At 66.6% G+C, this 24,024-nt stretch carries 19 protein-coding genes; 14 read left to right on the forward strand and 5 right to left on the reverse strand.

Going from position 1 to position 24,024, the window contains the following annotated elements; translation table 11 throughout:
* Positions 1-9: 9 nt before the first annotated feature.
* The gene (locus tag Q9R02_RS08715) at positions 10-3,309 is read right to left on the reverse strand and encodes a type VII secretion EssC family protein (RefSeq protein WP_305996276.1); all 3,300 of its coding nucleotides are present in this window, start codon (positions 3,307-3,309) and stop codon (positions 10-12) included.
* A gap of 182 nt (positions 3,310-3,491) precedes the next feature.
* On the opposite strand from Q9R02_RS08715, the gene glf reads away from it, so the two are divergent.
* The 6 genes from glf to Q9R02_RS08745 all read left to right on the forward strand — a co-directional run bounded on the left by glf (position 3,492) and on the right by Q9R02_RS08745 (position 11,672).
* On the forward strand, positions 3,492-4,679 hold the full coding sequence (gene glf / locus Q9R02_RS08720) for a UDP-galactopyranose mutase (RefSeq protein ID WP_305996277.1): 1,188 nt from the start codon (positions 3,492-3,494) through the stop codon (positions 4,677-4,679).
* Positions 4,676-6,655 (forward strand): glycosyltransferase, encoded by a 1,980-nt coding sequence (locus tag Q9R02_RS08725; RefSeq protein ID WP_305996278.1) that lies wholly within the window; start codon positions 4,676-4,678, stop codon positions 6,653-6,655. The genes glf and Q9R02_RS08725 overlap by 4 nt, the downstream gene beginning before the upstream one ends.
* Positions 6,652-7,521, forward strand: coding sequence for an ABC transporter permease (locus Q9R02_RS08730; RefSeq protein WP_305996279.1), 870 nt, complete (start codon positions 6,652-6,654; stop codon positions 7,519-7,521). Before Q9R02_RS08725 ends, Q9R02_RS08730 begins: the two co-directional genes overlap by 4 nt.
* A 5-nt stretch (positions 7,522-7,526) precedes the next feature.
* Entirely contained in the window at positions 7,527-8,264 is a 738-nt protein-coding gene (locus tag Q9R02_RS08735) for an ABC transporter ATP-binding protein (protein ID WP_305996280.1), read from the forward strand.
* Positions 8,265-8,389: 125 nt separating this feature from the next.
* Positions 8,390-10,546: an acyltransferase family protein gene (locus tag Q9R02_RS08740; protein WP_305996281.1), complete on the forward strand. Its 2,157-nt coding sequence runs from the start codon at positions 8,390-8,392 to the stop codon at positions 10,544-10,546.
* 223 nt (positions 10,547-10,769) lie between these two features.
* Positions 10,770-11,672 carry an ABC transporter substrate-binding protein gene (locus Q9R02_RS08745; RefSeq protein ID WP_305996282.1) on the forward strand — a complete coding sequence of 301 codons (903 nt, stop codon included), beginning with the start codon at positions 10,770-10,772 and terminating at the stop codon, positions 11,670-11,672.
* Between the two features lie 88 nt (positions 11,673-11,760).
* Here the strand turns inward: Q9R02_RS08745 and Q9R02_RS08750 are convergent, their stop codons facing one another.
* The gene (locus Q9R02_RS08750; RefSeq protein WP_305996283.1) at positions 11,761-13,815 is read right to left on the reverse strand and encodes a DUF6541 family protein; all 2,055 of its coding nucleotides are present in this window, start codon (positions 13,813-13,815) and stop codon (positions 11,761-11,763) included.
* A gap of 112 nt (positions 13,816-13,927) precedes the next feature.
* Between Q9R02_RS08750 and Q9R02_RS08755 the strand changes: the two genes are divergently transcribed.
* The 4 genes from Q9R02_RS08755 (at position 13,928) to Q9R02_RS08770 (ending at position 17,184) form a co-directional block, all read left to right on the forward strand.
* Positions 13,928-14,701, forward strand: coding sequence for a glycosyltransferase family 2 protein (locus Q9R02_RS08755; protein WP_305996284.1), 774 nt, complete (start codon positions 13,928-13,930; stop codon positions 14,699-14,701).
* 4 nt (positions 14,702-14,705) lie between these two features.
* Entirely contained in the window at positions 14,706-15,101 is a 396-nt protein-coding gene (locus tag Q9R02_RS08760; protein WP_305996285.1) for a DUF2304 domain-containing protein, read from the forward strand.
* Between the two features lie 13 nt (positions 15,102-15,114).
* Complete coding sequence (locus Q9R02_RS08765) at positions 15,115-16,011, forward strand: glycosyltransferase family 2 protein (protein ID WP_305996286.1); 897 nt, start codon at positions 15,115-15,117, stop codon at positions 16,009-16,011.
* Positions 16,012-16,386: 375 nt separating this feature from the next.
* Positions 16,387-17,184, forward strand: a complete 798-nt coding sequence (locus Q9R02_RS08770; RefSeq protein WP_305996287.1) for a hypothetical protein — start codon at positions 16,387-16,389, stop codon at positions 17,182-17,184.
* 27 nt (positions 17,185-17,211) lie between these two features.
* Here Q9R02_RS08770 and Q9R02_RS08775 read toward each other — a convergent pair whose 3' ends face one another.
* Genes Q9R02_RS08775 through Q9R02_RS08785 form a run of 3 tightly spaced genes read right to left on the reverse strand, consistent with a single transcriptional unit; the run spans position 17,212 to position 19,922 of the window.
* Positions 17,212-18,006, reverse strand: coding sequence for an SDR family oxidoreductase (locus Q9R02_RS08775; RefSeq protein WP_305996288.1), 795 nt, complete (start codon positions 18,004-18,006; stop codon positions 17,212-17,214).
* Positions 18,003-18,785, reverse strand: a complete 783-nt coding sequence (locus Q9R02_RS08780) for an acylneuraminate cytidylyltransferase family protein (RefSeq protein ID WP_305996289.1) — start codon at positions 18,783-18,785, stop codon at positions 18,003-18,005. The genes Q9R02_RS08775 and Q9R02_RS08780 overlap by 4 nt, the downstream gene beginning before the upstream one ends.
* Before the next feature lie 51 nt (positions 18,786-18,836).
* On the reverse strand, positions 18,837-19,922 hold the full coding sequence (locus Q9R02_RS08785; RefSeq protein ID WP_305996290.1) for a Gfo/Idh/MocA family protein: 1,086 nt from the start codon (positions 19,920-19,922) through the stop codon (positions 18,837-18,839).
* Between the two features lie 122 nt (positions 19,923-20,044).
* Between Q9R02_RS08785 and Q9R02_RS08790 the strand changes: the two genes are divergently transcribed.
* From Q9R02_RS08790 to Q9R02_RS08805, 4 genes are read left to right on the forward strand one after another with little or no spacing between them, the layout of a single operon-like run.
* A complete protein-coding gene (locus tag Q9R02_RS08790) occupies positions 20,045-20,746 on the forward strand; it encodes a PglD-related sugar-binding protein (RefSeq protein ID WP_305996291.1) in 702 nt (233 codons plus the stop codon).
* Positions 20,743-21,801: an N-acetylneuraminate synthase family protein gene (locus Q9R02_RS08795; RefSeq protein ID WP_305996292.1), complete on the forward strand. Its 1,059-nt coding sequence runs from the start codon at positions 20,743-20,745 to the stop codon at positions 21,799-21,801. Before Q9R02_RS08790 ends, Q9R02_RS08795 begins: the two co-directional genes overlap by 4 nt.
* Positions 21,798-22,967 carry a UDP-N-acetylglucosamine 2-epimerase gene (gene neuC / locus Q9R02_RS08800; RefSeq protein ID WP_305996293.1) on the forward strand — a complete coding sequence of 390 codons (1,170 nt, stop codon included), beginning with the start codon at positions 21,798-21,800 and terminating at the stop codon, positions 22,965-22,967. Before Q9R02_RS08795 ends, neuC begins: the two co-directional genes overlap by 4 nt.
* Entirely contained in the window at positions 22,964-24,022 is a 1,059-nt protein-coding gene (locus Q9R02_RS08805) for a nucleotidyltransferase family protein (RefSeq protein WP_305996294.1), read from the forward strand. The genes neuC and Q9R02_RS08805 overlap by 4 nt, the downstream gene beginning before the upstream one ends.
* Positions 24,023-24,024: the final 2 nt, after the last annotated feature.

Genomic DNA, 24,024 nt, shown 5'->3' on the forward strand with positions numbered 1-24,024 from the left:
GTCCGGCCGTCATATCTGCTCCGCGAGTCTGACGGCCTGTGCCATGTGGTGGCCGGGGCCCAGCCGGGCACTGCGGACCAGTACCCTTCCAGGGATCCGGGGCAGGCCGCGCACCATGCGAGAGAGCCGGGGGTCGTCATCCAGGACACCGGACGGATGGTGGATGACGTGATCGACCAGGGACAGCGACCGTGAAGCCGTGAGGCCTTCCCGGCCGGCGACGATGACCCTCAGTCCCCGGGAGGCCGCGGTGCGGAGCAGCTCCTGGAACATGCTCTCCATGCCGAAGTGCTCGGATGTCCTGAGGATGCTCTGGAGAGCCTCCCAGGACTCGACGTAAAGCAGTGTGTCCGCCGGTCCTCGCGACAGCCCGGTCGCGAGTCCGGCTTGCGAGGTCTCCCGGCCGATCCCCTGCAGTAGAGCGGCGATCGCGCCGGCGTCGTCGAGGGAGGCCCTCAACGGAGCCCCTGTCGACGCGGGACTGCCGCCCCGTGCTGCCGCCTCCTCAGCGAAGGCCTGAATGGCACTCCCGTCATGGGTGATCAGACGGAGAGCGCAGTGTCCCAGGAGCGAAGCGAGAACTGCCCGCGCCGTGTCCGAACAATCCGTATCCGAGCCGATGATCGCCGCCGATTCCCCAGGGCCGCAGACCAGGGGCACGCTGGACTGACCGGCCGGGAGATCCACGAGGGCCAGGGCTCCGGGTGCCGCGATCTCGCCTGGCTCCACGGAGCGGGGGAGAGGCGGCGCCAGCACAGGCCGGGGCATCCGGTGCCCGGCTTCGGCTTCGATCAGGAGGCTGACCAGGGATCCGGTATCCCCGGGAGACATGGGATCGGGGGCTGAGACAGGCCAATCCACCTGGCCGGTGAGCGGCCATCGCCGGATGCTGACCTCGCCTGGCCGGACGGATTGCGGCACGGCCTCCGCGGCGACCTGGAATTCCGTCCTGTCTCCCCCTGAAGACAGGATCGCGCGTCCGGGCGATCCCGGGGGAAGCCGTGCGGCGTGAGATGAGCCGATGACGTCCAGGGAGTCGAGGTCGGACTGGACTCTCAGCGCGATGCAGGTACCGATGTTCGCCCTGATGTCCGCCCCGATGGCCCCTTGGGGTCGCTGTGTCGCCAGCACCAGATGCAGGCCGAGGGAACGGCCGACACTCGCCAGCCGGATGAGCTCGGCGAGGCTGTCCGGTGCGTGGTCGAGCATCATCCGGAACTCATCGATGATCAGACAGATCCGGGGCAGCGGGCCGTCCGCCTCAAGACCGAGAGCACGCCATGCCTCCCAGTCGCCGACCAGGTGTTCCCGGAAGAGGTGCTCTCTGCGCTGAAGCTCGGCCCGCAATGAGATGAGCGTCCTCTCCAGTTCGTGAGCCCCCAGGTCGGTGACCAGTCCTTGGACGTGCGGCAGCCTCTGCACGTCCTGGAAGGTGGCTCCGCCCTTGAAATCGACCAGGACCAGCCCCAGATCCTCCGGGGAGAGATGGGCGGCGGCCGAGAGGACCAGTGAGCGGAGGAATCCTGACTTCCCTGACCCGGTGGTGCCGGCCACCAGGAAGTGCGGCCCATCGTCGACGAGATCCAGCATCACCTCACCGGCCCCCGATTCGCCGACAGGGAAACGGTACGCCGGCTTGTTCCGCGACTGTTCCCACCGGGTGTGAACCGAGGACACGTCCGCGGGGAGCAAGCCCGCAAGACTGACCTGCGTGGGTGGCTCCGCCGAGGGACCTGATTCCGGCGTCCCGGAGCCGTGCGGGGGCTGGAAACCCCGGCAGAACTGCTCGAACGCGCGGGCGTCGGCCAGATCCGGGATGAACTCAGCACTCTGACCGGTGTGGGGGAAGACGTGGCCGTCGTCCGTTTCGAGGCAGGCCCGATCGCGTTCCAGGCGAAGGACAGGGGCTCCCGGCATGCTGGCGGCGGCTCCGCCGAGATGGACGATGGCGCACCATCCGTTGCCGGACAACGGCGTATCAACCGGAACTTCCGAGCCTGGAGTCAGGACTAGGAGGGTTCCTGACGAGGGGCCAGGCCGATCCTTATCCGAGGCGTCGGCCCAGGTGGGGCAGTGGTGGACATTCGGGAGGAACCGCAGGTGCGGTGGGAAGCCGGTCGGCGGGCCGACCAGGAGGATTCTTGGCGCGCCGTCCGGGTGGCGGCGCGCCAGTTGGGCGATCACCCCGTGCACGAAGTCCCTGTAATCGCGGTGGCCGGCCTGAATCCGCAGACCTTGGCCCAGGCCCATCACGACCGGGGATCCTGACATGCTCTGACGGCGTCCGGAGGAGTGAGTCTTGCGTCGACTGGACCGGGCTGCAGCCGTGGTGTGCTCCCCGAGCCGGATCCATGGACCCGGGGCCGGGTTGCTCCCGTCGGAGTGACCTTGGCGTTCCGGTTGCGCGGGGGACGCCTGCGACACTGCGGATGGCTGTGCCAGCAAGAGCTCCCCAAGCCGTGGAAAGCCGGCGTATGGAAGCCGCGGAGCCGCGGTCGACGCCGGGGCCCCGGGAGGCGGGCCTCCGTCCGGGCGGAAGGCCGACACGAGGAACGGCAGTCCGGAGAGCACGGATACTGCGAGGAACGGCCATGAGCCGAGCGTGGCGGCCAGGGCGACGCTCCCGACGAGTGGAAGCAGCGCCAGCAGGCCGGTGGCCCATCGCCGTGGTGGCCGGGACCTGACGGCGCTCTCCGGGTGTTGCGGGGGAGTGCCGAGTGAGGAGACATCGAGCGTCCACAGCGGACGCGAACGGATGCTGAATGTGCCGGCCCCGCAGCGGAACGTGAGCCCCGTGGTCAGCACAGTGGCACCTCTGAACGGTCTTCCGTCAAGAAAGGTGCCGCGGGAGCCGCTCTCATCTGTCCAGCGGATCGCCTCGGCTGAGACGGTCAGCCGGGAGTGACGGCGGGACAGGCTCGGATCAGTGAGCGGGACGGCGCCTTCGCCCCGTCCGATGTGATAGTCCCCACGGTGCAGCGGCAGCGAGGCGCCCGCGTCGGGCCCGGACAGGAGCACCAGATCCAGGTGCGCGCCGTCGTCGTTCCCCCGTGGAGCGACCCGTACCGGCCGCTCCGCGGCGACCAGCACACAGCCGTTCCGCAAGGTGGACTCGCCAGGCTGGAGCGTGGCGAGGTCCGTGCCCTCCACCGAGACCGAGAGCAGCCCGAAGTTGTCCCTCAGTGCCGCGGCCAGCTCCGCACCGCCGGAACCCGGGCCGAACTCGATGCTGAGCTCCAGAGGCTCGGCCGGCTCGAACGGCGGCGCGTCCGGAAGGCGCAGCAGTGTGCATTCGATTCGCGTCCCCATTCATCCTCCTCGTTCATGCGGCGAGCCTAGGCGGGATCCGGTGCGGGCGGCTGGGGTTCCGCGCAGTATGTGGACAACCGCTCAGGCCGTCCTGTGTACAAACTCGGGTAACCTAGTTCAGCGGGCCGGCGTCGCATTGACGGCGGTCCCGGAAATGTTCCGAGTGAGTTTCAGGAGAATTGGTGAACGCTGATCTGGTAGTCGTCGGCTCAGGTTTCTTTGGCTTGACCATCGCCGAGCGCGCTGCGAGCGAACTGGGCCTCAAAGTGGTGGTCCTCGACCGCCGTCACCACATCGGCGGCAACGCCTACTCCGAAATGGAGCCGGAGACCGGGATCGAGGTGCACCGCTACGGCGCGCACCTCTTCCACACCTCCAACGAGCGCGTCTGGGAGTACGTGAACCGTTTCACCACGTTCACCGACTACGTGCACAAGGTCTACGGTGTCCACAAGGGTGAGGTCTACTCCTTGCCCATCAACCTGGCCACCATCAACCAGTTCTTCCGCGCCAATCTGACGCCGGGTGAGGCCAAGGCGCTCATTCAGGAGCAGGCCGGCGAGCTGGCGGGTACCGACCCGCAGAACCTCAACGACAAGGGCATCCAGCTCATCGGGCGCCCTCTGTATGAAGCGTTCATCAAGCACTACACGGGCAAGCAGTGGCAGACGGACCCGAAGGATCTGCCGGCCGGGATCATCTCCCGTCTCCCCGTGCGCTACAACTACGACAACCGCTACTTCAACGACAAGTACGAAGGCCTGCCGACCAACGGTTACACGGCCTGGATCGAGAAGATGGCGGACCACCCCAACATCGAGGTCCGGCTCAACACGGACTTCTTCGACGACTCGCACGAGTACTCCAAGTCCAAGGTGGTCGGGAAGATCCCCGTGGTCTACACCGGCCCGGTGGACCGCTACTTCGACTTCGTCGAAGGTGACCTCTCCTGGCGCACGATCGACTTCGAGGAGGAGGTCCTCCCGGTCGGGGACTTCCAGGGCACCAGCGTGGTGAACTACAACGACGCCGACGTCGACTTCACGCGCATCATCGAGCCGCGGCATTTCCACCCGGAGCGTGGCTACCAGGAGGAGAAGACGGTCATCATGCGCGAATTCTCGCGCTTCGCCGAGAAGGGCGATGAGCCGTACTACCCGATCAACACCGCTGACGACCGCGAGAAGCTCCTCAAGTACCGCGACCTCGCGGCCGCCGAGGACATGGTTCTCTTCGGCGGACGCCTGGGCACCTACAAGTACCTCGACATGCACATGGCGATCGGCTCCGCGCTGTCCATGTTCGACAACAAGATCCGTCCGGCTTTCGCGGACGGCCTCAAGATGGAAAGCGGTGGAGTGGACGCATGAGCCCTCAGGCGGACCTCGGCGAGGAGAAGTTCACACCGCTGCAGCGAGTCATCCTGCCGGACACCACGCAGATGGACACCGTCCCTCTCTATGTGGACACCGGTTCCGCCATCGGCCTGGCCGTGCCGACCATCCCGGGCGCTCCCAAGACGGACCGCCCGCAGCCCCGGATGGCCGCTCCGAGCCGTGAAGCCCATGCGGAAGACTTCCTCAGCCGGATCTCCACCAAGGTCCGCCCTGGCGAGCGCATGTCGTTCGGCACCTATTTCAACGCCTTCGCCGCGAGCTACTGGCGGCGCTGGACGACTGTCGATTCCGTGCAGCTGCGCGTCCGGACGTCCGGCCGCGGCACCGTCATCGTGTACAAGTCCAACGCCCGCGGTTCGTTGCAGCGCGTGGACACCCGCCGTGTCAGCACCGAAGAGACGTCGGTGTTCGAGCTCTCCCTGGCGCCCTTCGGCGACGGCGGCTGGTACTGGTTCGATCTGGTCGGAGGCGCGGAGCCGCTGATTCTTGAGGAGGCGGTCTGGGGCACCCTGGCACCTGCCCCCGAGTTCGGCACGGTGACCGTGCAGATCACCACCCTGAACAAGCCGGACTACTGCCTCAACAACCTCCGCTTGCTCGCGTCCAACCCGGAGACCCTGTCCAACGTCCAGGAAGTGCTGCTGGTGGACCAGGGCTCACAGAAGGTCCAGGACTTCGACGGATTCTCCGAGGTCGCCGAGGAGCTGGGCGGCAAGCTCCGCATCATCAACCAGGCGAACCTCGGAGGTTCGGGAGGCTTCGCCCGGGGCATGTACGAGGCCGTGGAGAACGGCAGCGACTACGCCCTCCTGATGGACGACGACATCGTGGTGGAACCCGAGTCCATCAGCAGGCTCCTGACGTTCGCCGCGTTCTGCCGCAGGCCCACCCTGGTCGGCGGTCACATGTTCGATCTGTACAACCGGACGGTGCTCCACACCTTCGGAGAGATCGTGAACCCGTACCGGTTCCAGCCGGACCAGCCCCACGCTGACATGGAGATGGGGCATGATTTCATGTCCGGAAATCTCCGCCAGACGCCCTGGATGCACCGCCGTATCGACGTGGACTACAACGGCTGGTGGATGTGCCTCATCCCCACGTCGGTCATCCGGGAGATCGGCCTGTCGCTTCCCGTCTTCATCAAATGGGACGACGCCGAGTACGGCCTGCGCGCGAAGGCGCACGGCTACGCCACGGTGAGCCTGCCCGGCTCGGCCGTGTGGCATGTCTCCTGGGCCGACAAGGACGATCTGGTGGGCTGGCAGGCGTACTTCCACGCCCGTAACCGCTTCATCGCGGCTCTGCTGCACAGCCCGTACGACCTCGGCGGGCGTGTGCTCAAGGAATCGCAGTTCGCGGACGTCAAGCACATCGTCTCGATGCAGTATGCGACCGTCGAAGGACGCCAGTGGGCCCTGGACGACGTGCTGGGCGGGCCGGACGGCATCGCCCCGCTCCTCTCGACCAAGCTGCCCCAGATCCGGGAGATGATGGCCGGTCACGAGGACTCCGTGATCAAGGGCGACCCCGAGGCGTTCCCCGCCCCGCGCATGGCCAAGCACCCTGTGCTTTCCGGCAAGCCGAACATGATCACCCTGCTGCCGTGGACCGCCAGGACGGTCTTCCGTCAGCTCTTCGTGCCCGTTACGGACATGAGCAAGGAGTACCCGCAGACGAAGATCGCCCACCAGGACAACAAGTGGTGGACGGTCTCCCAGTACGACTCCGCCGTCGTGTCCAACGCGGAAGGGACGGGTGCCTCGTGGTACCGGCGTAACCCCGCCCAGGTGCGCAACTATCTTGCGGCCTCGGCGCGCCGCCACGGCGAGCTGGTCTCCAAGTGGAAGAGCCTGCGCGACGAATACCGTGCGGCCCTGCCCGGGATGACCTCGATGGAGTCCTGGAAGGCGATCTTCGACGAGTTCACGGAGCCTGACGGACGATGAGCACCACCACCGAGGCGCCGCTGGTCCGTCCGGGGGTGGGCCGTGGTCTGGCGGACGTGTTCCGGGACCGCTATCTGCTGAGACTCCTGGTCGGCAAGGAACTGAAGATCCGGTACCGGGGATCGGCTCTGGGCCTGCTGTGGTCCTATGTGAAGCCCGGCGTGCAGTTCGTCGTGTTCTACATCGCCATGGGCAAGTTCCTTCAGCTGGAGAAGGCGACGGAGAACTACGCCGTATACCTCTTCTCCGGAATCGTGCTGGTCAATTTCTTCGGGGAGGCGCTGAGCAACGGCGCGCGCTCGATCGTCTACAACGCGGGGCTGATCAAGAAGATCTATCTCCCACGCGAGATGTTCCCAGTGGCCTCGGTGTGGGTGTCCGGTGTGCACTTCATCCCGCAGGTGGCCGTTCTGCTGGTGGGATGTTTCGTCGCCGGCTGGCGTCCGGACTGGATCTCCCTGCTGGCAGCCGTGGGGGGCTTCCTCATCATCGCCATGTTCGCGCTCGGACTCGCCTTGCTGTTCAGCGCCATCAACGTGTTCTTCCGTGACGTGGAGAACATCGTGGATCTGCTCCTCATGGTCGCCACCTGGGCCTCGCCCGTCATGTACAAGTGGGACATGGTCCAGAAGGTGGTGGGGGACTTCTGGTTCACCGTTTACCAGATCAACCCGCTGACCGTGGCTGTGGAACTGTTCCACCGGGCGTTCTGGGCCCCGACCACTCCAGGGGACTTCTCGGTCTATTCCCCTCCCAATCTGCTCACCCTGTGGCTGCCGTTCGGGCTGGTCATCTCCGCAGCAGTGCTTCTGCTCGGCCAGCTGACCTTCCGCCGGGTGGAACACCGATTCGCTCAGGAGCTCTGAGAGCCGTGACCTCCACTCCAGTCGCCGTTGAGATCCGGTCCATCAGCAAGCAGTTCATCCTCCGCCATTCCCGGTCCATCAAAGAAGCCGTCGTCTGGCTGGCGCAGGGGCGCAGGAAGGACCTGTCCAACCGGTTCCACGCGCTCAAGGACATCACCCTGGACATCGCTCAGGGAGAGACGGTGGCTCTGCTCGGCCTGAACGGATCGGGCAAATCAACCCTGCTCAAGCACATCTCCGGGGTCATGACACCCGATGAGGGCACGGTCCGCACCCGTGGGCGGGTCGCCGGCCTGATCGAGGTCGGTGCAGGCTTCCACCCGGATCTGTCCGGCCGGGACAACGTGTTCCTCAACGGTGCGATCCTCGGAATGACCGAACAGCAGCTCAAGGAGCGGTTCGAGTCGATCGTCGAGTTCGCCGAGATCGAGCAGTTCATCGACACCGAGGTGAAGTTCTACTCCTCCGGCATGTACCTCCGCCTGGCGTTCTCGGTGGCCGTGCATTCGGATCCCGAGGTCTTCCTGGTGGATGAGATTCTCGCCGTCGGCGACGAGCCGTTTCAGCGCAAATGCCTCGAGAAGATCGGGGAACTCGTGGATGCGGGCCAGACCCTGGTGGTCGTCAGCCATGACCTCGAACTGGTGCAGAGGGTCTGCCGTCGTGGCATCGTCCTGGAACATGGGAATGTCGTCTTCGACGGAGATGTGAGCGAAGCCGTCTCGGTGGTGCGCTCCCGCTGAGCCGGCCGGCGGAAAGGTCCGCGCGGAGATCTGCCCAATGTGCCTGGGATAGAATGGCCAACGCGGTTCACCCCAGGTCGCCGTTCAGCACACCATCTCTGTCAAGGACAGGTACCGATCCGCCCGTGGCCTTTCAAACGCTCCTGACTCGCCGCACGCGTCGGCCGAGGCAGGCACAGCCGGCGAAGTTCCGGGCCGACATCCAGGCGCTGCGGGCGTTCGCCGTCACCGCCGTGGTGCTCAACCACTTCTGGGTGGAGCGCCTTCCGGGCGGCTACATCGGCGTGGACGTTTTCTTCGTCATCTCCGGCTACCTGATCACCCGCCACCTGATGGACGAACTGAGTTCCACCGGACGCCTGAAGTTCGGGCAGTTCTACGCCCGGCGCATGCGGCGTCTCCTTCCGGCGGCGCTCCTGGTATCGCTGGCCGGCCTGGCCGGTGCGTGGTTCATCCTCCCCTTCTCCCGGTGGACGGATGTGGCTCAGGAGACCTTGGCTTCCGCGTTCTATGCGGAGAACTGGGTGCTCGCCGCGAAGTCGATCGACTACTCCGCCAGCCATGACCTGGCCACGACGGTGCAGCACTACTGGTCGCTGTCCGTGGAGGAACAGTTCTATCTGGTGTGGCCGGTGCTCCTGGCCGGTGCGTTCCTGCTGGCCGGGCGGCTGAGGAAGTCCCGCCTGGCCGTTGTGGCCGGTGTGATGGTGGTGGTCTTCGCCGCTTCGCTGGTGTTCTGCATCCTCTACACGGATTCGAACAAGAACGAAGCGTACTTCGTCACCACCACCAGGGCCTGGGAGTTCGCCGCGGGTGCGCTCCTCGCACTGCTCGCGATTCGGCTCGGCGATGCGTCCGCGTCCCGCGCGAGTGCAGCGTTCAGGACGTTCTGGCACGTGCTGGGAGTGGCGGGGGCCACCACGCTCCTGGTAACCGTGGTTGCGTTCAATGACCGGACTCCATTCCCGGGCTACATGGCACTCGTTCCTGTGCTCGCCACCGGCGCGATCATTCTCTCCGGAACGGTGCTGGGCCGGAGCGCCGTCCCCGGCGCGGGATGGGGCCCGCTCCAATACCTCGGTGACGTGTCATATTCCCTTTATCTCTGGCACTGGCCGGTGCTGATGCTGGCGATCCCGTTGCTGGGGGATCCGATGCATTCCTGGCAGAGGGCGCTCCTGGTGCTGCTGTCGGTGGTCCTGGCTGCGCTGAGCAAGAAGTTCATCGAAGACCCGGGCCGGAAGCACCTCTTCAGAGGCAGGCCCAGCTGGAACAGTCTGGTGGCCGGACTCGGTGGCATGGCAGTGGTCGGCGTCGTCAGCTTCGCCATGGTGTTCAGCGTGGGCGTCGCGCAGCAGCAGCAGGCCGCCGAGCTGGCCTCGCTGTCCCAGTCGCCTTGCTATGGGGCCCGGAGCATGGAGAACGGCGCGCAGAGCTGCTCGGCGCGCTTCGGCCCTCCGCGGGCCGAGAACATCGGCGCCACCGAGGCGCCGTGGTTCAACGTGCCAGAGTGCAAGACCGACGCCGACCCGATCGTCGTCCAGGGATCCAAGCGTCTGGACGACTGTGACTTCTCCGGCGGCAGGAAGGACGCGGTCACGGCGTGGCTGGTCGGCGACTCACACGCCGAGCAATGGAAGGCGGCCATCATCCCGATGGCCCGCAAGCTTCAGTGGCATCTCAAACTGAGCCTGCTGGGCGGATGCCCCGTGGTGGATGTCAAACGCATCGCCTTCATGGACGCGCCATCGCTGAGTGCGAGCACCCAGAACCGGTGCCTGGAATGGAGTCAGAAGGTCTCCGACCGGATCCTCGCCGCCAAACCGGACCGTGTCATCGTGTCTGCCTTCGCCTCCAAGGAGACGATCGACGACGGCACCGGCCGGAACCAGCAGGCACAGTACCGCGACGCGGTGCAGCGCCGGATCACGCCGTGGGTGAAGCACGGATCCAAGGTCACGATCATCAGGGACACCCCGCTGACGCTGAAGACGATGAGCCCAACGTGCCTGTCCAGCAACTCCGGTAAGCCTCTGGCGTGCTCCACTGCCCGCGCGTCGGCGGTGATCCCAGACCCGGTGGTTGCCGCGGTGGAGGCACTCAAGCCGCCGCGCACCGGCGTCGTCGACATGACGGATCAGTTCTGCGACGCAAGCCGCTGCTATGCGGCGATCGGGGGACTGTACGTGTACTTCGATGGGGATCATGTGGCCCGCAGTTATGTGGGCAGCATGGCAGCCCTCTTCGAGCGACGTTTCGAGACCGCAGACGGTAAAGTCTGAGCAGAATGCCGTGGCCGCCCCGATTGTTCGCCGCCGCGTGCCAAACGCCCAAGGGAAAGAACGGATTGACCTGATGACGCCTGAACGAAACAACACGAGCCGCCGAGCATTCCTGGCGATGGCAGGGGCTCTTCCGCTCGTCTTGTCCTCGTGCAGCATTCCTTCAGGTTTGCCCCCCATACCGTCCACGACGCTTCCCGCACCTGACAACGGATCGTTCCGGGTGACGGTGGAGCATCGCTTCGGCACCGTGACCTTGACCAAACCTCCGGTGAAGGTGGTCACGCTCGGACTCCAGGAGTCCGAGGGAGTGCTGCTGCTGGGGCTCGCGCCGACGGGCCGGACCGACACCGACATCACCGACTGGTACAACGCGTTCCTGACGTCCATGCAGCTTCCCGGCTCCGAGCTGCCGCAGCTGGTCAGCACGGGCGCGGGCGTCCCGGTCGACGCCATCGCCAAGCTCCAGCCGGACCTCGTCATCGCCTTCGAGACGCCGGTGTCCCAGGCCGCCTACGACTCACTCAGCAAGGTGGCACCGGTCATCCTCCCGCCCAAGGGGCTGGACCTGGCCGATTGGAAGGCCACACTGACGTTCTTCGGCCAGATCCTGGGACGGACGGCGATCGCCCAGCAGCAGATCGCGGCGACCGAGGCGGCACTGACCAACAGCGCTGCGGATTATCCGGAGCTGAGGAAGACGAGTGCCATGTACGTGGCGGCCTCCAGCATCCCTGGGTCCGACATCACCGTGTTCGCCCCGGATTCCGCCCCGAGCCGGTTCCTGGCGTCGTTGGGGATGAAAGCGTCGCCATCCGCGGGTATCGCCCGCTCTCTGCCGGCAGCTCTCACCAAAGCCACTCAGCCGGCGAACCTCCTGCCGCGAAGCAGGAGCAACGAGCTTTCCCCTGACGTCCTGGTGGTGGTGGTGCCCGGATCGGATTACGGCCAGTACACGGCGAACAAGGCGATCCAGGGCATGGCTGACTTCGGTACGAAGAACATTCTTTACGTGACGGGTCCGGATGCGTTCTCGATGGACCGTGCTTCCGCCCTCGCCCTGCAATGGGCGTCACGGAACATCGTTCCGGAAATCGGACGCCTGGCGTACGCGGCCACGAAGTAGGCGGGCAGGCCCGGCGCAACACGAAGGAACCCCGCGTTCCGAACGGATCACCGTTCGGAACGCGGGGTTCCTTCGTGGGAGGACGGGCTCAGCCGCAGGCTGTGACCTTGAAGAGCCGTGCGCTCCCGACGGACTTGATCAGTTCCATCCCCGGGGCGGATCCGGAGGTCAGGTCTCTGGTTCCTTCCAGCGGCTCGGGGCGGGGCGTGATCTCGCGTGCACCGAAGTCAAGCGCGTAGTGCGCATTCTCCTTCTTGATCAACGAGCAGACCTTCGGGTTGTAAGCGGCCTCATCCCAGTGGTCGATCAAGTACTGCTCGTCCGGGCTGCGGACGCCGAAGATGTGCGGTTCCAGGACGTGGATACCGGTGAAGGCATAGGTCAGTGAGGCTCCCGTGCGGGGGTTGCCCACCAGCACCTCCCCAAGAGGCACCAGGCCGGGCAGCTGCTTGATCAGGGTCAGTTCGTCCGTGCTCACCAGGCTGTTGTCATTGGTGATCGCGAAGGCCGTCGAGATGCGATCCTGCACCGCGTTCAGTGAGCCGCCCTGACCGAGCAGGCCCACCACCAGCGTCGCCAGCACCGGAATGACGGCTGCCACGCGCGCCGGCATGGAGCCGGCCATCCTGGTCAGCTTCTGACGGGATCTGGTCACGGGGAGTCCGGCGTTGCCACTGGAGGATTCACGCTTCGCATAGACCAGCCAGCCGTGCAGGCGTCCCAGCATCCAGTCCGCGCCGAGAGCCACGACCGGAAGAGTCACAATCGGCAGCAAGGCCGCGAGACGGAAGGAATCGTTGTACCAGACTCCCGTCATGAAGTCGCGGAACGCCCCGGCGGGCCAGGAGGAGACGATCACGTACAGGAGGCCGCCGATGGCGTACATGGCTGCCACCCACCACAGCCGGGTGAAGTTCCGCGAGATCACGTAAAGTCCGAAAAGGGTCAGAATGGCGATGACCCAGGCGATGGTGCTCCCCATGGGAGCGCTCGTGAGGACCTCTCCGATGGCGCGGGCATTGGTCTGGAACCCCGTCCAGCCTGCCGCCGCCGGCCGGGCCTTCACCCAGACCACCAGTCCGACCACCGCATACATGACCACCAGACCCAGCCGGCCGATGAGGGTCCTGGTCACGATCTCCTGACGGCGCCAGGCGAAGAAGCTCCGGAACAGCACGGCCACCACGATGGGTGCGCCGAAAGCCATCAGGGCCACCAGCGCGCTCGGGTGCGCCAGCGCCAGACCAGGGGCTGTGACCGCGAAGAGGATCAGCGCAGGCCACTGCAGCTTCAGCTCGGTCTGGGTGGCTCCTGTGCCCTCGATGAGCAGTCCGAGGCACGCGGGAAGAAGCGCCAGAGCGGCGTGGTTCGGATAGAGGACGCCCCACCCGACCATGAGATAGGGGAACCCACTGAAAGCCGCGGAGAGGACGCCGGTGGCGAGCAGACCGAGGGGACGCATCCCGATGATGCGGGAGACAAGGAAGATGCAGGAGAGGGGCCAGATCACGGCGCCGAGCAGGATGGTGACCCAGTTCACCGCGACCGTGATGCTCGGTGCGCCGAGCATGAAGACCAGGGCCATCACGGCGTGCATGCCCACCGGGTACATGCCGCGGGACGCCTCGGTCAGGTTTCCGATCGTCGCGGTGTTGGCGCTCTGGGTGTCCGCGATGAAGCGGACGGCGTTCAGATGGTAGATGTTGTCGAACGTCTCAGAGAACGAGTCCGCATGACCGAAGCCCGTCATGTAGCGGTAGCCGATGATCGCCGCGGGGACGAGCACCGCCAGCGGCAGGATCAGCCGGGTGAGAGCCCGCCCGAGATTCATGCTCTGCAGCGCGCCGTTGTGCTGGGGCACCAGACGGGTCACGGGAGCGCCGCGCCACTTCAGGAACCACCGGATGGCGAGCACCAGCAACGTCAGGATCACTGTCAGCGCGGCGATGCTCACCGGGTTGAACGGGATGTGGGCGTATCCGAAGACGACGCCGGCGCAGGCCACCACTGTGGCGGTCACCGGGGCGGCCAGGGCCGCCAAATTCAGGCCGCGGACGCCGGCTGCGATCAAGAGGGCTAGCCCGGGAATGGCGTAGACCGCCAATGAGAGCGCTAGCGTTGGGAGGGTTTCCCACCAGGACATGAATCAACTCCTACTAATCGCACTAAGACTACTAGGACTGAGGTCGGAGAACCCTGTGACACGGGCGACCCGGAGCCGGTCCGGCTCCAGTCTGTTGATATAGTTCATGATCATGGGTAACTCGCGGCAATCCAGCGTGCTCATCATCATGCCCGCGTGGAACGAAGCCGCAGTCATCGGTCAGACGGTCCGCACAGTGCTGAGAGAGAGCCCGCAGTACGACATCCTCGTCGTGGACGACGGATCAACTGACGGGACCCCCCGCCTCGCGGCGGAGGCCGGTGCGGAGGTGCTTCGCCTCCCCTTCAATCTGGGCGTGGGCGGCGCCATGAGGGCCGGTTTCAAGTACGCCGTCCGGCACGGTTACTCGGCGGTCATCCAGGTCGATTCCGACGGCCAGCACGATCCCAAGGACATCGATCGGGTGCTGGCAGGCCTGGAGACGGCCGACATCTCGATCGGCGCCCGTTTCGCCGGCCGTGGCAGCTACCAGGCCAGCGGGCCGCGCAAGTGGGCCATGGGCCTGCTCGCCAAGGTGATCTCACGGGTCGCCAAGACCGAGCTGACGGATGTGACCTCCGGATTCCGTGCGGCCAACGAACGAGCCGTGCGTCAGTATATTTCGCATTTCCCGGCCGAGTACCTGGGTGACACCGTGGATTCCCTTGTCGTGGCCCTCAAGTCGGGTTACACCGTGACCCAGGTCCCCGTTGAGATGAAGGCACGGCAGGCCGGCACCCCCAGCCAGGGGCCGGTCAAGTCCACGATCTATCTCGCCCGGTCCGGACTGGTTCTCTGTTTCGCCCTGGCCAGGCGCCGGACCCGCACATCGGCCGAAGTGCAGAGCCCGTCCTCGGGCGACATCGCTGGGGAAGGGATCGCCTGAAACAATGAGTGTCACACTTCCCCTGGTCATCTCCATCGTCATGGTGGTGGTGGTTCTGACGATGCTCCGCAACGGACGGCTGCGCGAGAAGTACGCCATCCTGTGGCTCATCATCGGGACCCTGACGATCATCCTGGGCGTTTTCCCCGGGCTCCTGAGCTGGGCGGCCGGACTGGTCGGCATCGTCGTCCCGGTCAATCTGCTCTTCGCCCTCTCGATCCTCCTGCTGGTGGGCGTCGGCCTGCACGTTTCCAGAGAGCTGACCATCCTCGAGGACGAGACCCGCATCCTCGCCGAAGAAGTGGCCATCCTGCGCGCTGCCGTGGATGACCTCAGCCGGGAGGCCCGCACTGGCGGAGTCACCGGATCACCCTCCGTAACCCCCGACAATGACGAATGAAGAGAGCTCACCAGTGACCATTGATGTCATGCTGCCGTACTACGGCGACGTTGCGATGATGAAGGCGGCTGTGGAGTCTGTCCTTGCACAGGAAGACCGTGACTTCCGCCTGACGATCGTCGACGACGGCTACCCGGATGAGAGCCTGCCCGCCTACTTCAACGGCCTGGTCGAGGGCGACGAGCGTGTGCGGTACTACCGCAACGAGACGAACCTCGGCGCTAATGGCAACTACAAGAAGTGCATCGGCCTGGTGGAGCACGACATCGTGGTCATCATGGGCGCCGACGACATCATGCTGCCGAATTACCTCGGCACGGTCCGCAAGGCGTTCTCCGACCCGTCCGTGAGCATCGTCCAGCCCGGCGTCGAGGTCATCGATGAGAACGGCAAGGTCTACGAGCCGCTCGGCGACAAGGTCAAGTCCTACCTGCGTCACAAGCTGGTGGGTGGCAGCAGCGAGGCCGTCGTCGAGGGCGAGGCCATCGCCGAGAGCCTGATGGTGGGGGACTGGCTGTACTTCCCTTCCGTCGCCTGGCGCGCGGACTCCGTGAAGACCCACGACTTCCGTCCCCAGTACAACGTGGTCCAGGACCTCGCGCTCGCCACGGATATCATTCTCTCCGGCGGCCGGATGGCCGTCGTCTCCACGGTCTGCTTCCAGTACCGCCGCCACCGCGAATCGGACTCCTCCGTCCGCGCCCTCGACGGCCGCCGCTTCGCCGAAGAGCGTGCGTTCTTCGACGAATGCGTCCGCGACTTCAGTGCCAAGGGCTGGACCAGCGCGACCCGCTCCGCGAAGTGGCACCTGACCTCTCGCCTGAACGCGGCGTCGCTGACCCCCAAGGTCATCCAGAAGCGCATGTGGCCCGGTCTGCGGAAGCTGGCCGTGCACGCCGTCCGCCCCTGAGCCGACGGGGCACATAGGTCCCGGTGCTAGGCTTGGCTGGCCCGGGGCCGGCCACCTTTTGGTGAGCGGCCCTGCGCCCACTGACAAGGCATTGCTCATCACCTGCATCGACGCTCCTGGAGGCCCCCGACTCATATGGATATCCAGAACCACTACTACGGCCACTCGGCGGTTTTCGCCCGTTACTGTGGGCTGACCAGGCTCCGGCATGTCGCCGGACTGATCCAGCACGGCTGGACCGTGAGCAGCCCGGTCACGGCTCAGTTCGGGGACTTCGCCAGTTGGGGGCCGCAGAGGCGCAGGCTTTCCTGGACCAGCCGGTCCAGGGCCTGGAGTCCAAGTGAACCTGGAAACTTCTTTGAGGACGGGACTCCCATGCTGGATGCCGTCGGGGCCCCGTATCTCTACCTTCTGGAGAGCGCACGAGCGAGTAGTGCCGTGCCGGGGAAGGGTGAGAAGACCCTCGTCCTGCCCCTGCACGGCACAGCTCTGCTGAAGGTGGACGGCGATCACCGGGCATATGCCCGGCAGGTCCGTGAGAAGGAGGGCCCGGCGGCCGTCTCCTTGCACATCGACGATCTCGACAACCGGGAGATCGTCGATGCATGGGCGGAGGAAGGCCATGAGATCGTCAGCGCCGGCGACCGTCGCGACCCTCAGTTCATCGGCAGGATTCTCTGGATGATGTCCAGTGCGCCGCGTGTGGTGTCCAACCGGCTTTCGACGGCGATCCTCTACGCCAGTGCCACAGGTGCCGACGTGGCACTGTACGGACCTGACTTCAAGCTGGGCAGGAACGCTCACGCCGATCCGGGCCGGGTCATGCGGGACCACTGGCCTGAATTCTACGATCCGTCCACCTCGCAGTCGGTGCTGCGCAAGCTCGCTGACGCTGAGCTGGGCAAGGACGACATGCGCAGCCCCGAGGATCTTAAGCGTCTGCTGGGCTGGGACGGCAGCACCGCAGGTCCGTTCTTCGAATATTGGCTCAGCGGCCCCGTCACCAAGGCCCAGATGGTCCTGGGGCTCAAGGAGCTTCCCGAGGGGGCCCATGCCACCGAGGCCGGACTGTCGCCGTGGCACTGGATCCGGAGCCCGTTCAAGCACCTTCCGTCGGCGTTGCCCAAGCTTCCCCCGTTGGCGGCGGCGGAGCCGATCCGTCCGGGGCGCTGACCGCCCGGACGGATCACCTGCGGGGTACTACCAGGCGCTCCACCCGCCGTCGACGGCGATCGTCTGGCCGGTGACGTACCGGGAGGCGTCCGAGGCGAGCCAGACGGCGACGCCGCGGAAGTCGTCTTCCGTGGCCATCCGGCCCAGCGGGGTCAGCTTCTCGTAGCGTTCGGTGAAGCTTTCATCCTGCCCGCGGGCGATGCCGCCCGGGGCGAAGGCGTTGACCCGCACACGCGGGGCGAGCACGGTGGACAGATAACGCGTGAGCTGGACGATGCCGCCCTTCGTGGCGCCGTATGCCGCGGGGTTTCCCATCCGGGTCCCCTCGTAGAGACCCATGTTCGGTCCCACCAGACCGTAGATCGATGAGACGTTGATGATGGACCCTCCGGCGCTTCCGGAGAGCTTCGGCGCGAGCCGGCGGGCCAGTGAGAACGGGACTCGGAGGTTCAGTTCGGAGGCGAGGCTGAACGCGTCGTCACTCTGCTCCTCGAACGGCACGGCGTAGCCGGGCACGCCGGAGGTTCCGGTGAACGCCGCGTTGTTGATCAGGATGTCGAGACGCTCACCCACCGCATCGGCCAGAATGGCCGTCCCATCGGCGTCGAGAAGATTCGACGGGATGCCCCGGGCCGGCACCCCATGACGGGCCGAAAGGTCCTCCGCCACCGCATGACAGGCGTCTGGGCTGATGTCGGAGATCAGGACTTCACAGCCCTGAGCGGCGAGCGCGTCCGCCAGGACGCTGCCAAGAGGCCCGGCGCCGCCGGTCACGAGGGCCCGGCGGCCCTCCAGGGAGAAGAGCTGATCCATCTGGCTCATGCGAGGCCTCCTGCGGCCGGGGTTCCGGTGGAATGGCCGGGAAGCGGAGCGAGCCCGGCGCTGACCACTGCCTCCACGAGGCGGAATTCGTGTTCGTCATCGATGCTGAATGCGCTGGTCTCCGGCACTTCGACGAAGCCATGGCGGCCCTCGTCGAACCAGCTGTTCTCCAGGCGCCGGACGAAGGCGGCCGTCCAGACGTAGAAGCTTCCATTGATCCTCAGGAAACGCGGGACGTCCTGCCTCCGCACCACTCCGGTCCCCTCGCTCGAGTAGCGTTCCAGGACCGCGGAGTCGTCCCCGGAAGGCCGGACCCCGACCCAGGTGGGGTTGAAGAACGGCTCGGACACGGCGATCACGCCGTCCAGCCCGTCGGAGTCCCGGAGTTGCTCGATGGCCGCTCGCACGTCCTCGGCGTTCCGGGTGGGGCTCGTGGGATCGAGCAGCAGGACCATGTCGTAGCGGGTCCCGTCGATCTCCTCCATGGTGGTGAGGGCGTGCCGCAGGACGACACTCATCGGAGCCGTGTCGTCCGCCAGTTCCGCCGGCCGCTGGAAGGGGACGTCCGCACCGGCGGCGCGGGCCGCATCGGCGATGGCGGGATCGTCCGTTGAGACGATGCACCGCACATCGGGTCCCAGTTCCCGGGCCAGGGCCACCGAGTGGGCAAGAAGCGGCTTGCCCAGCAGCGGGCGGATGTTCTTGCCCGGAAGCCCCTTGGACCCTCCTCGCGCGGGAATGACCGCGAGCACGCTCGGCCGGTGGAGGGTCTCATTCATGGGGTGCATCCTTGTGACGGTTTCACATTGCCGCGGGCCTGGCCCGACGGATCACCACACTACCGGTTCGGTCCCGCCGGAGGCCGCAGCAGTGCGTGCAGCATCACAGACGGCGACGGCGGTGATCCCGTCAGCGAGGGACGCCGGGCGGAACCGGCTCATCGAGTCGCCGGCGTCCAGCCCCGTGTGCTGCAGCACGGCCAGTGTCTGCCGTGCCAGGGCCGTGTCGACGTCGGCGTCCGCCGGGAAGACCTTCTCCTCCCGGGCGACTGTTCCGTCCTCCGGCCGTGGCCATTCGAGGACCACCCGGTTGGACACGACGTCCCAGCTCAGTGCACCTTCGGTGGTGGCGATGCGGATGCCGCGGGTCTTGACGGGGGAGACGTAGTCGAGGCGGAGCTGAACCGCGGCGGTGCCGTCCCATTGCAGATCCGCGGACTCCTCCGCTTCGATCCCCAGGACCCCCGACCCGATACATGCACGGAGCGAGGATGGCGCCCCGAACAGGAGACACGGGTAGTCGATGTCGTGCACCAGGTCCCTGAGCACTCCGCCGTCCTCATGCCGGGCCGAATAGCTCTCCCGGAAGTCGCGGTTCGGACGCCAGGACGGAAGCCAGGACTGGGACGTCACCTGAGCGCTCGTGACGCGGCCGAGACGGGGGAGCAGCTCATCGATCACCGCGAATCCCTGATGGAACCTCAGTGGCGCGCTCACGTACACGGTGTGCGCCCCGGGGTGGGCGCGGAGAACGGCGGAGTCCTCCACGGCCGGAGCCACGGGTTTCTCCAGGAGGATCGCGCCGGGAGCCTGTGCGAGAGCCTCCAGGGTGTCGGCGGCATGCCGGCGTGTGTCCGTCGCGATGATCACCAGGTCCAGGGGCCCGTCCGGATAGCCCTCCACCACGGTCGCCGCCGGGGGGAGGTCCGGCCGGTCTTCGAGCCTCAGCCCGGCTCGCACCGGCCAGACGTACAGCCGTTCCACACCCAAGGCACCGAGAACACGCGCGTGCCGTGCGCCGATCGAACCAGTCCCCCTGACCAGTACGCGGAGTCCTCGTTCTCCGATGGGGGCCAGGGCCGGCTGCGGCACGGCTCCCGCAGCGGAAGAACGCCCCAAGTATGATGTGAAGGTCATCTGGCCAATCTACGTTCTGAGGTGCTGCGGCGTTACATGGACATGCGGGATCGGATCCATGAAGCAGAAGGCCACATCCGCCGGACCGGCGTGACGGGGCCACGCACCATCGGAGGTGACGCATGACCGAATGGCTCATCCTCGGCGCTTCCGGCCACGCCCGGAGCCTGGCCTCCATCATCCGCGGCAGGGGTGAGCGGATCGCCGCCGTCTGCGACCAGGGCCTCACGCCCGGGCACAGCCAGGAGACGCAGGACGATCCGTCGCTGGAGGTCTTCCGGAATGCGGACGGGACGCTCCCTGAACTCTTCGACGACGATGACGACGCGTTCGGCTTCGCCCGACGCGCCTCCTGCTCGGTCACCATCGGAGTCGGCGCCAACGCGATCCGCGCACGGATCGCGGCGCGGCTGCTCGCCGACGCGAGTCTGGTGCGGCTGTCCGAGCCCCTCCTGGCCGCCAGCGCGACCGTGGACGCCACCGCCGTCGTCGGGCGCTTCAGTCAAGTGGCCGAGCATGCGCACGTCGGTCCGCTGGCCCGCCTCGGAGACGCCGTGATCGTCAACACCGGTGCCATCGTGGAGCATGACTGCGTCGTGGGCGCCGGAAGCCACCTGGCGCCGGGGGCCGTGCTCCTCGGAGCCGCCTCGACCGGCCGGGGGGTCTTCATCGGCTCCGGGGCGAGGCTGCTTCCAGGGGTTGAGGCAGGCGATGACGCGATCCTCGGTGCCGGGGCCGTCGCGGTCCGTTCAATACCCGGTATGGCAACATATGTGGGAATCCCAGCCAGGCTACTGAGCCCGACGAAAGGCCACACACCGTGACGCACGCCGATGACCGTTCCTTCGTTCGCTTCGGGAGTCACCGGATCGGCCCGGGGGAGGAGATCTTCATCATCGCGGAGGCGGGGGTCAACCATGACGGCGATGTGTCGGTGGCTCATGAGCTGGTGGACCTCGCCGCTGACACCGGCGCAAATGCCGTGAAGTTCCAGACGTTCAAGCCTGAGGCGCTGGTCACGAACACCGCCGGCACCACCCCGTATCAGCAGAAGGCCGGATTCGCCGAGTCCCAGTCCGAGATGCTCGCGCGGCTCACGCTGCCGGACACCGCCTGGTCGGAGCTGCGCGACCACTGTGAGGAACGGGGCATCACCTTCCTTTCGACCCCGTTCGACTTCGACAGCGCACGGATGCTGGCGGACCTGGGGGTTCCCGGTCTGAAGATCGGCTCCGGTGAGCTGACGAACACCCCCTATCTCTCCGCCATCGCCGAGTTCGGCATCCCGATGATCGTCTCGACCGGCATGGGGACCCGCGAGGAGATCGCGGCGGCCCTGGAAGCCACCGCCAAGGCCCCGGCGACCGTGCTCCTCCACTGTGTCTCGGCCTACCCGGCACCGCTCGAGGACGCCAATCTGCGGGCGATCCCCGCACTCCGCGACGAGTTCGGCGTCGAGGTCGGCTGGTCCGACCACACTCCGGGCGCCGTCACGGCGATCGCGGCGACAGCACTTGGATCCACGCTGCTGGAGAAGCATGTCACCACGGACAAGAGGCGCAACGGACCCGACCATGCCGCGTCCCTCGAACGTGAGGAGTTCGCGGAGTATGTCCGCTCCGTGCGTGAAGCCCGCGCGGCTCTCGGCGACGGGCGCAAGCGCCGGATGCCGAGCGAAGAGGCGAACGCGTCCCTCGTGCGCCGCTCCTACCATGTGTCCAGGGACTTGCCCGCCGGCACGGTGATCACCGCCGCCGACGTCGCGATCCTCCGCCCGGAAGGTGGCCTGGCGCCCTCCGCCACGGTGGTGGGCCGGACCACCGCACGAGCCCTCTCCGCAGGGCTGCCCGTCCTTACGGAAGACCTCCTCCAGGCATGAGGGTCCTCGCTTTTGTCGGCACCCGCGCCGATCTGTTCCCCCTCGGCCCGGTGCTCGTGGCACTGTCCCGTGACCCCGCCGTCGAACTCCATGTGGCCACGGCGATCGGATTCGCCCCGGGCAGTGCGCCGCTCCGACTGCTGGAGGCTGGCCTCGAGGACGGAGGCTTCGTCCATCACGATCTCGGACTCCACCTGGAGGAGCTGAATCCGGGGACCCAGACCTGTGCGGGGGCCGAGCTCTCCGCCGCCGTGGCAGGACTGGCCGGGTCCTTGCTCCCGGACGCCGTCGTGGTCCTGGGGGACCGCTGGGAACTCTTGTACGTCCTTCCCCCGTTCATCCTCCGGGGGATCAGACTGATCCATCTGCACGGCGGCGAGGTCACCGAGGGCGCGCTCGACGAGCGGGTGCGCCATGCGGTCACGAAGCTGGCCGATCAGCACTGTGTGAGCACCGTGCAGGCGGCCCGCCGGGTCGCGCAGCTCGGCGAGTCGGCCGACCGGATCCACCGCACGGGTGCACCGGGGCTTGACCGGTTCGCTGATCCGGTCCCGCTGAGCCCGGAGGAGTTCGAGGGGGAGTTCGGCGCTCCGCTGACGCGTCCGCTGATCCTCGCCACCTACCATCCGCCGACCGCCGAGATGCCCACCGGTGTGGGGGCCCTGGCGGCCCAGGTCTTCGAGGAGAGCGTGCGGGCGGCGGGCACCGTCATCCTCACCTATCCGGGGTTCGACGCCGGCCGGGAGGAGATCATCGCGCTCCTGCGCGAGCTGGACGCGCGTGAGCTCCGGGGGGTGATCGTCCGGGAGAGCCTGGGCCCCCTCTATCCGCGGGTCATGGCGACGGTCGACGCCGTGGTGGGCAATTCGTCGTCGGGGATTCTGGAAGCCGCGAGCTTCGGAGTGCCCGTGGTCGACGTCGGCGACCGCCAGCGCGGGCGCGAGCATGGAGCCAACGTGGTGCATGCGCCTGACGAGCGCACAGACATCCGCGCTAGCATTGAAAAGGTCCTGACCCCGGAATTCCGTGAGATGAGCCGCGGCGTGACCAATCCGTACGGGAACTCCCACGCCGCCGGTCTCATTGAGAAGGTCATTCTCGAGAGCCCGGCGACCGGCCTGAGCAAGGCCTTTGTCGACAGATCCATTGGAGATTCGCAAGCATGACAATCGACGGTCCCCTGAGCAATGTCTGCATCGGTCCGGACGCGACGGTGCACCAGGCTCTGGAAGCCATCGATCGTGGGGCAGCGGCCATCGCCCTCGTCATCTCGGAGGGAGGCCGGCTGCAGGGTGTGGTCACCGACGGCGACATCCGCAGGGGCCTGCTGAACGGCGCCGTCCTCGAATCCAAGGTCCTGGAATTCGCCAGCAGTGCGCCTCGCGTCGTAGGACCGGACGCGACCCGGGCGTCGGTGCTGGACCTGATGCGGAGCCTGAGGATCAGCGAGATCCCGGTGGTGGACGGGGACGGCAGGCTTCTGGGTCTGCACACGCTCACCGACATCGTCGGGCGACGCCGGCTGACGAACAAGGCCGTGATCATGGCCGGTGGAAAAGGGACCCGTCTCGGAGCTCTGACGAAGGACACCCCGAAGCCCCTCATGACCGTCGCGGACCGCACCATCATCGAGTGGATCATCCTGGGCCTGGTGGAGTCCGGGATCACCGACATCTACGTGTCGGTGGCGCATCTGGCCCACAAGATCATCGAGCATCTGGGCGACGGCGCACATCTGGGCTGCAGGATCAGCTACCTCCACGAAGACCCGGCGAAGCCGCTCAACACGGCCGGAGCCCTGGGGCTCCTGCGGCACCAGGTCAAGGACCTCAGTGAACCGGTGATCGTGACCAACGCGGACCTGATGGTCCGCTATTCCGCGGCCGATCTGCTGGACTTCCACCGGTCGAAGAACGCCTCGGTCACCGTGGCGGCGCGCCCGTACTCCCACCAGGTGCCATTCGGTGTCCTGGAGATCGGTGAGGGGCGGCGCATCGAATCGGTGGTGGAGAAGCCGACCATCGAGTTCGAGATCAGCACCGGCATTTACGCCGTCTCTCCGGAGGCCCTGGACCTCATCCCGTACATGGAGCCGTTCTCCATGCCGGACCTCGTCAACGCGTGTCTCGAGGACTCGAAGACCGTGGCAGCCTGGCCCGTCGACTCCGACTGGATCGACGTCGGCACCCCCAAAGACCTAGCTATCGCGAAAGGCCAGTGAGC

The sequence above is a fragment of the Arthrobacter horti genome (assembly GCF_030731045.1).
Classification (GTDB): Bacteria; Actinomycetota; Actinomycetes; order Actinomycetales; family Micrococcaceae; genus Arthrobacter_E; species Arthrobacter_E nanjingensis.

Bases quoted from the DNA above. Each gene is read 5' to 3' on its own strand.
- Q9R02_RS08715 (WP_305996276.1), bottom strand. From the start codon at position 3,309: ATGGGGACGCGAATCGAATGCACACTGCTGCGCCTTCCGGACGCGCCG.
- Q9R02_RS08725 (WP_305996278.1), top strand. From the start codon at position 4,676: ATGAGCCCTCAGGCGGACCTCGGCGAGGAGAAGTTCACACCGCTGCAG.
- Q9R02_RS08730 (WP_305996279.1), top strand. From the start codon at position 6,652: ATGAGCACCACCACCGAGGCGCCGCTGGTCCGTCCGGGGGTGGGCCGT.
- Q9R02_RS08750 (WP_305996283.1), bottom strand. From the start codon at position 13,815: ATGTCCTGGTGGGAAACCCTCCCAACGCTAGCGCTCTCATTGGCGGTC.
- Q9R02_RS08755 (WP_305996284.1), top strand. From the start codon at position 13,928: ATGGGTAACTCGCGGCAATCCAGCGTGCTCATCATCATGCCCGCGTGG.
- Q9R02_RS08760 (WP_305996285.1), top strand. From the start codon at position 14,706: ATGAGTGTCACACTTCCCCTGGTCATCTCCATCGTCATGGTGGTGGTG.
- Q9R02_RS08770 (WP_305996287.1), top strand. From the start codon at position 16,387: ATGCTGGATGCCGTCGGGGCCCCGTATCTCTACCTTCTGGAGAGCGCA.
- Q9R02_RS08775 (WP_305996288.1), bottom strand. From the start codon at position 18,006: ATGAGCCAGATGGATCAGCTCTTCTCCCTGGAGGGCCGCCGGGCCCTC.
- Q9R02_RS08780 (WP_305996289.1), bottom strand. From the start codon at position 18,785: ATGAATGAGACCCTCCACCGGCCGAGCGTGCTCGCGGTCATTCCCGCG.
- Q9R02_RS08785 (WP_305996290.1), bottom strand. From the start codon at position 19,922: ATGACCTTCACATCATACTTGGGGCGTTCTTCCGCTGCGGGAGCCGTG.
- Q9R02_RS08790 (WP_305996291.1), top strand. From the start codon at position 20,045: ATGACCGAATGGCTCATCCTCGGCGCTTCCGGCCACGCCCGGAGCCTG.
- neuC (WP_305996293.1), top strand. From the start codon at position 21,798: ATGAGGGTCCTCGCTTTTGTCGGCACCCGCGCCGATCTGTTCCCCCTC.
- Q9R02_RS08805 (WP_305996294.1), top strand. From the start codon at position 22,964: ATGACAATCGACGGTCCCCTGAGCAATGTCTGCATCGGTCCGGACGCG.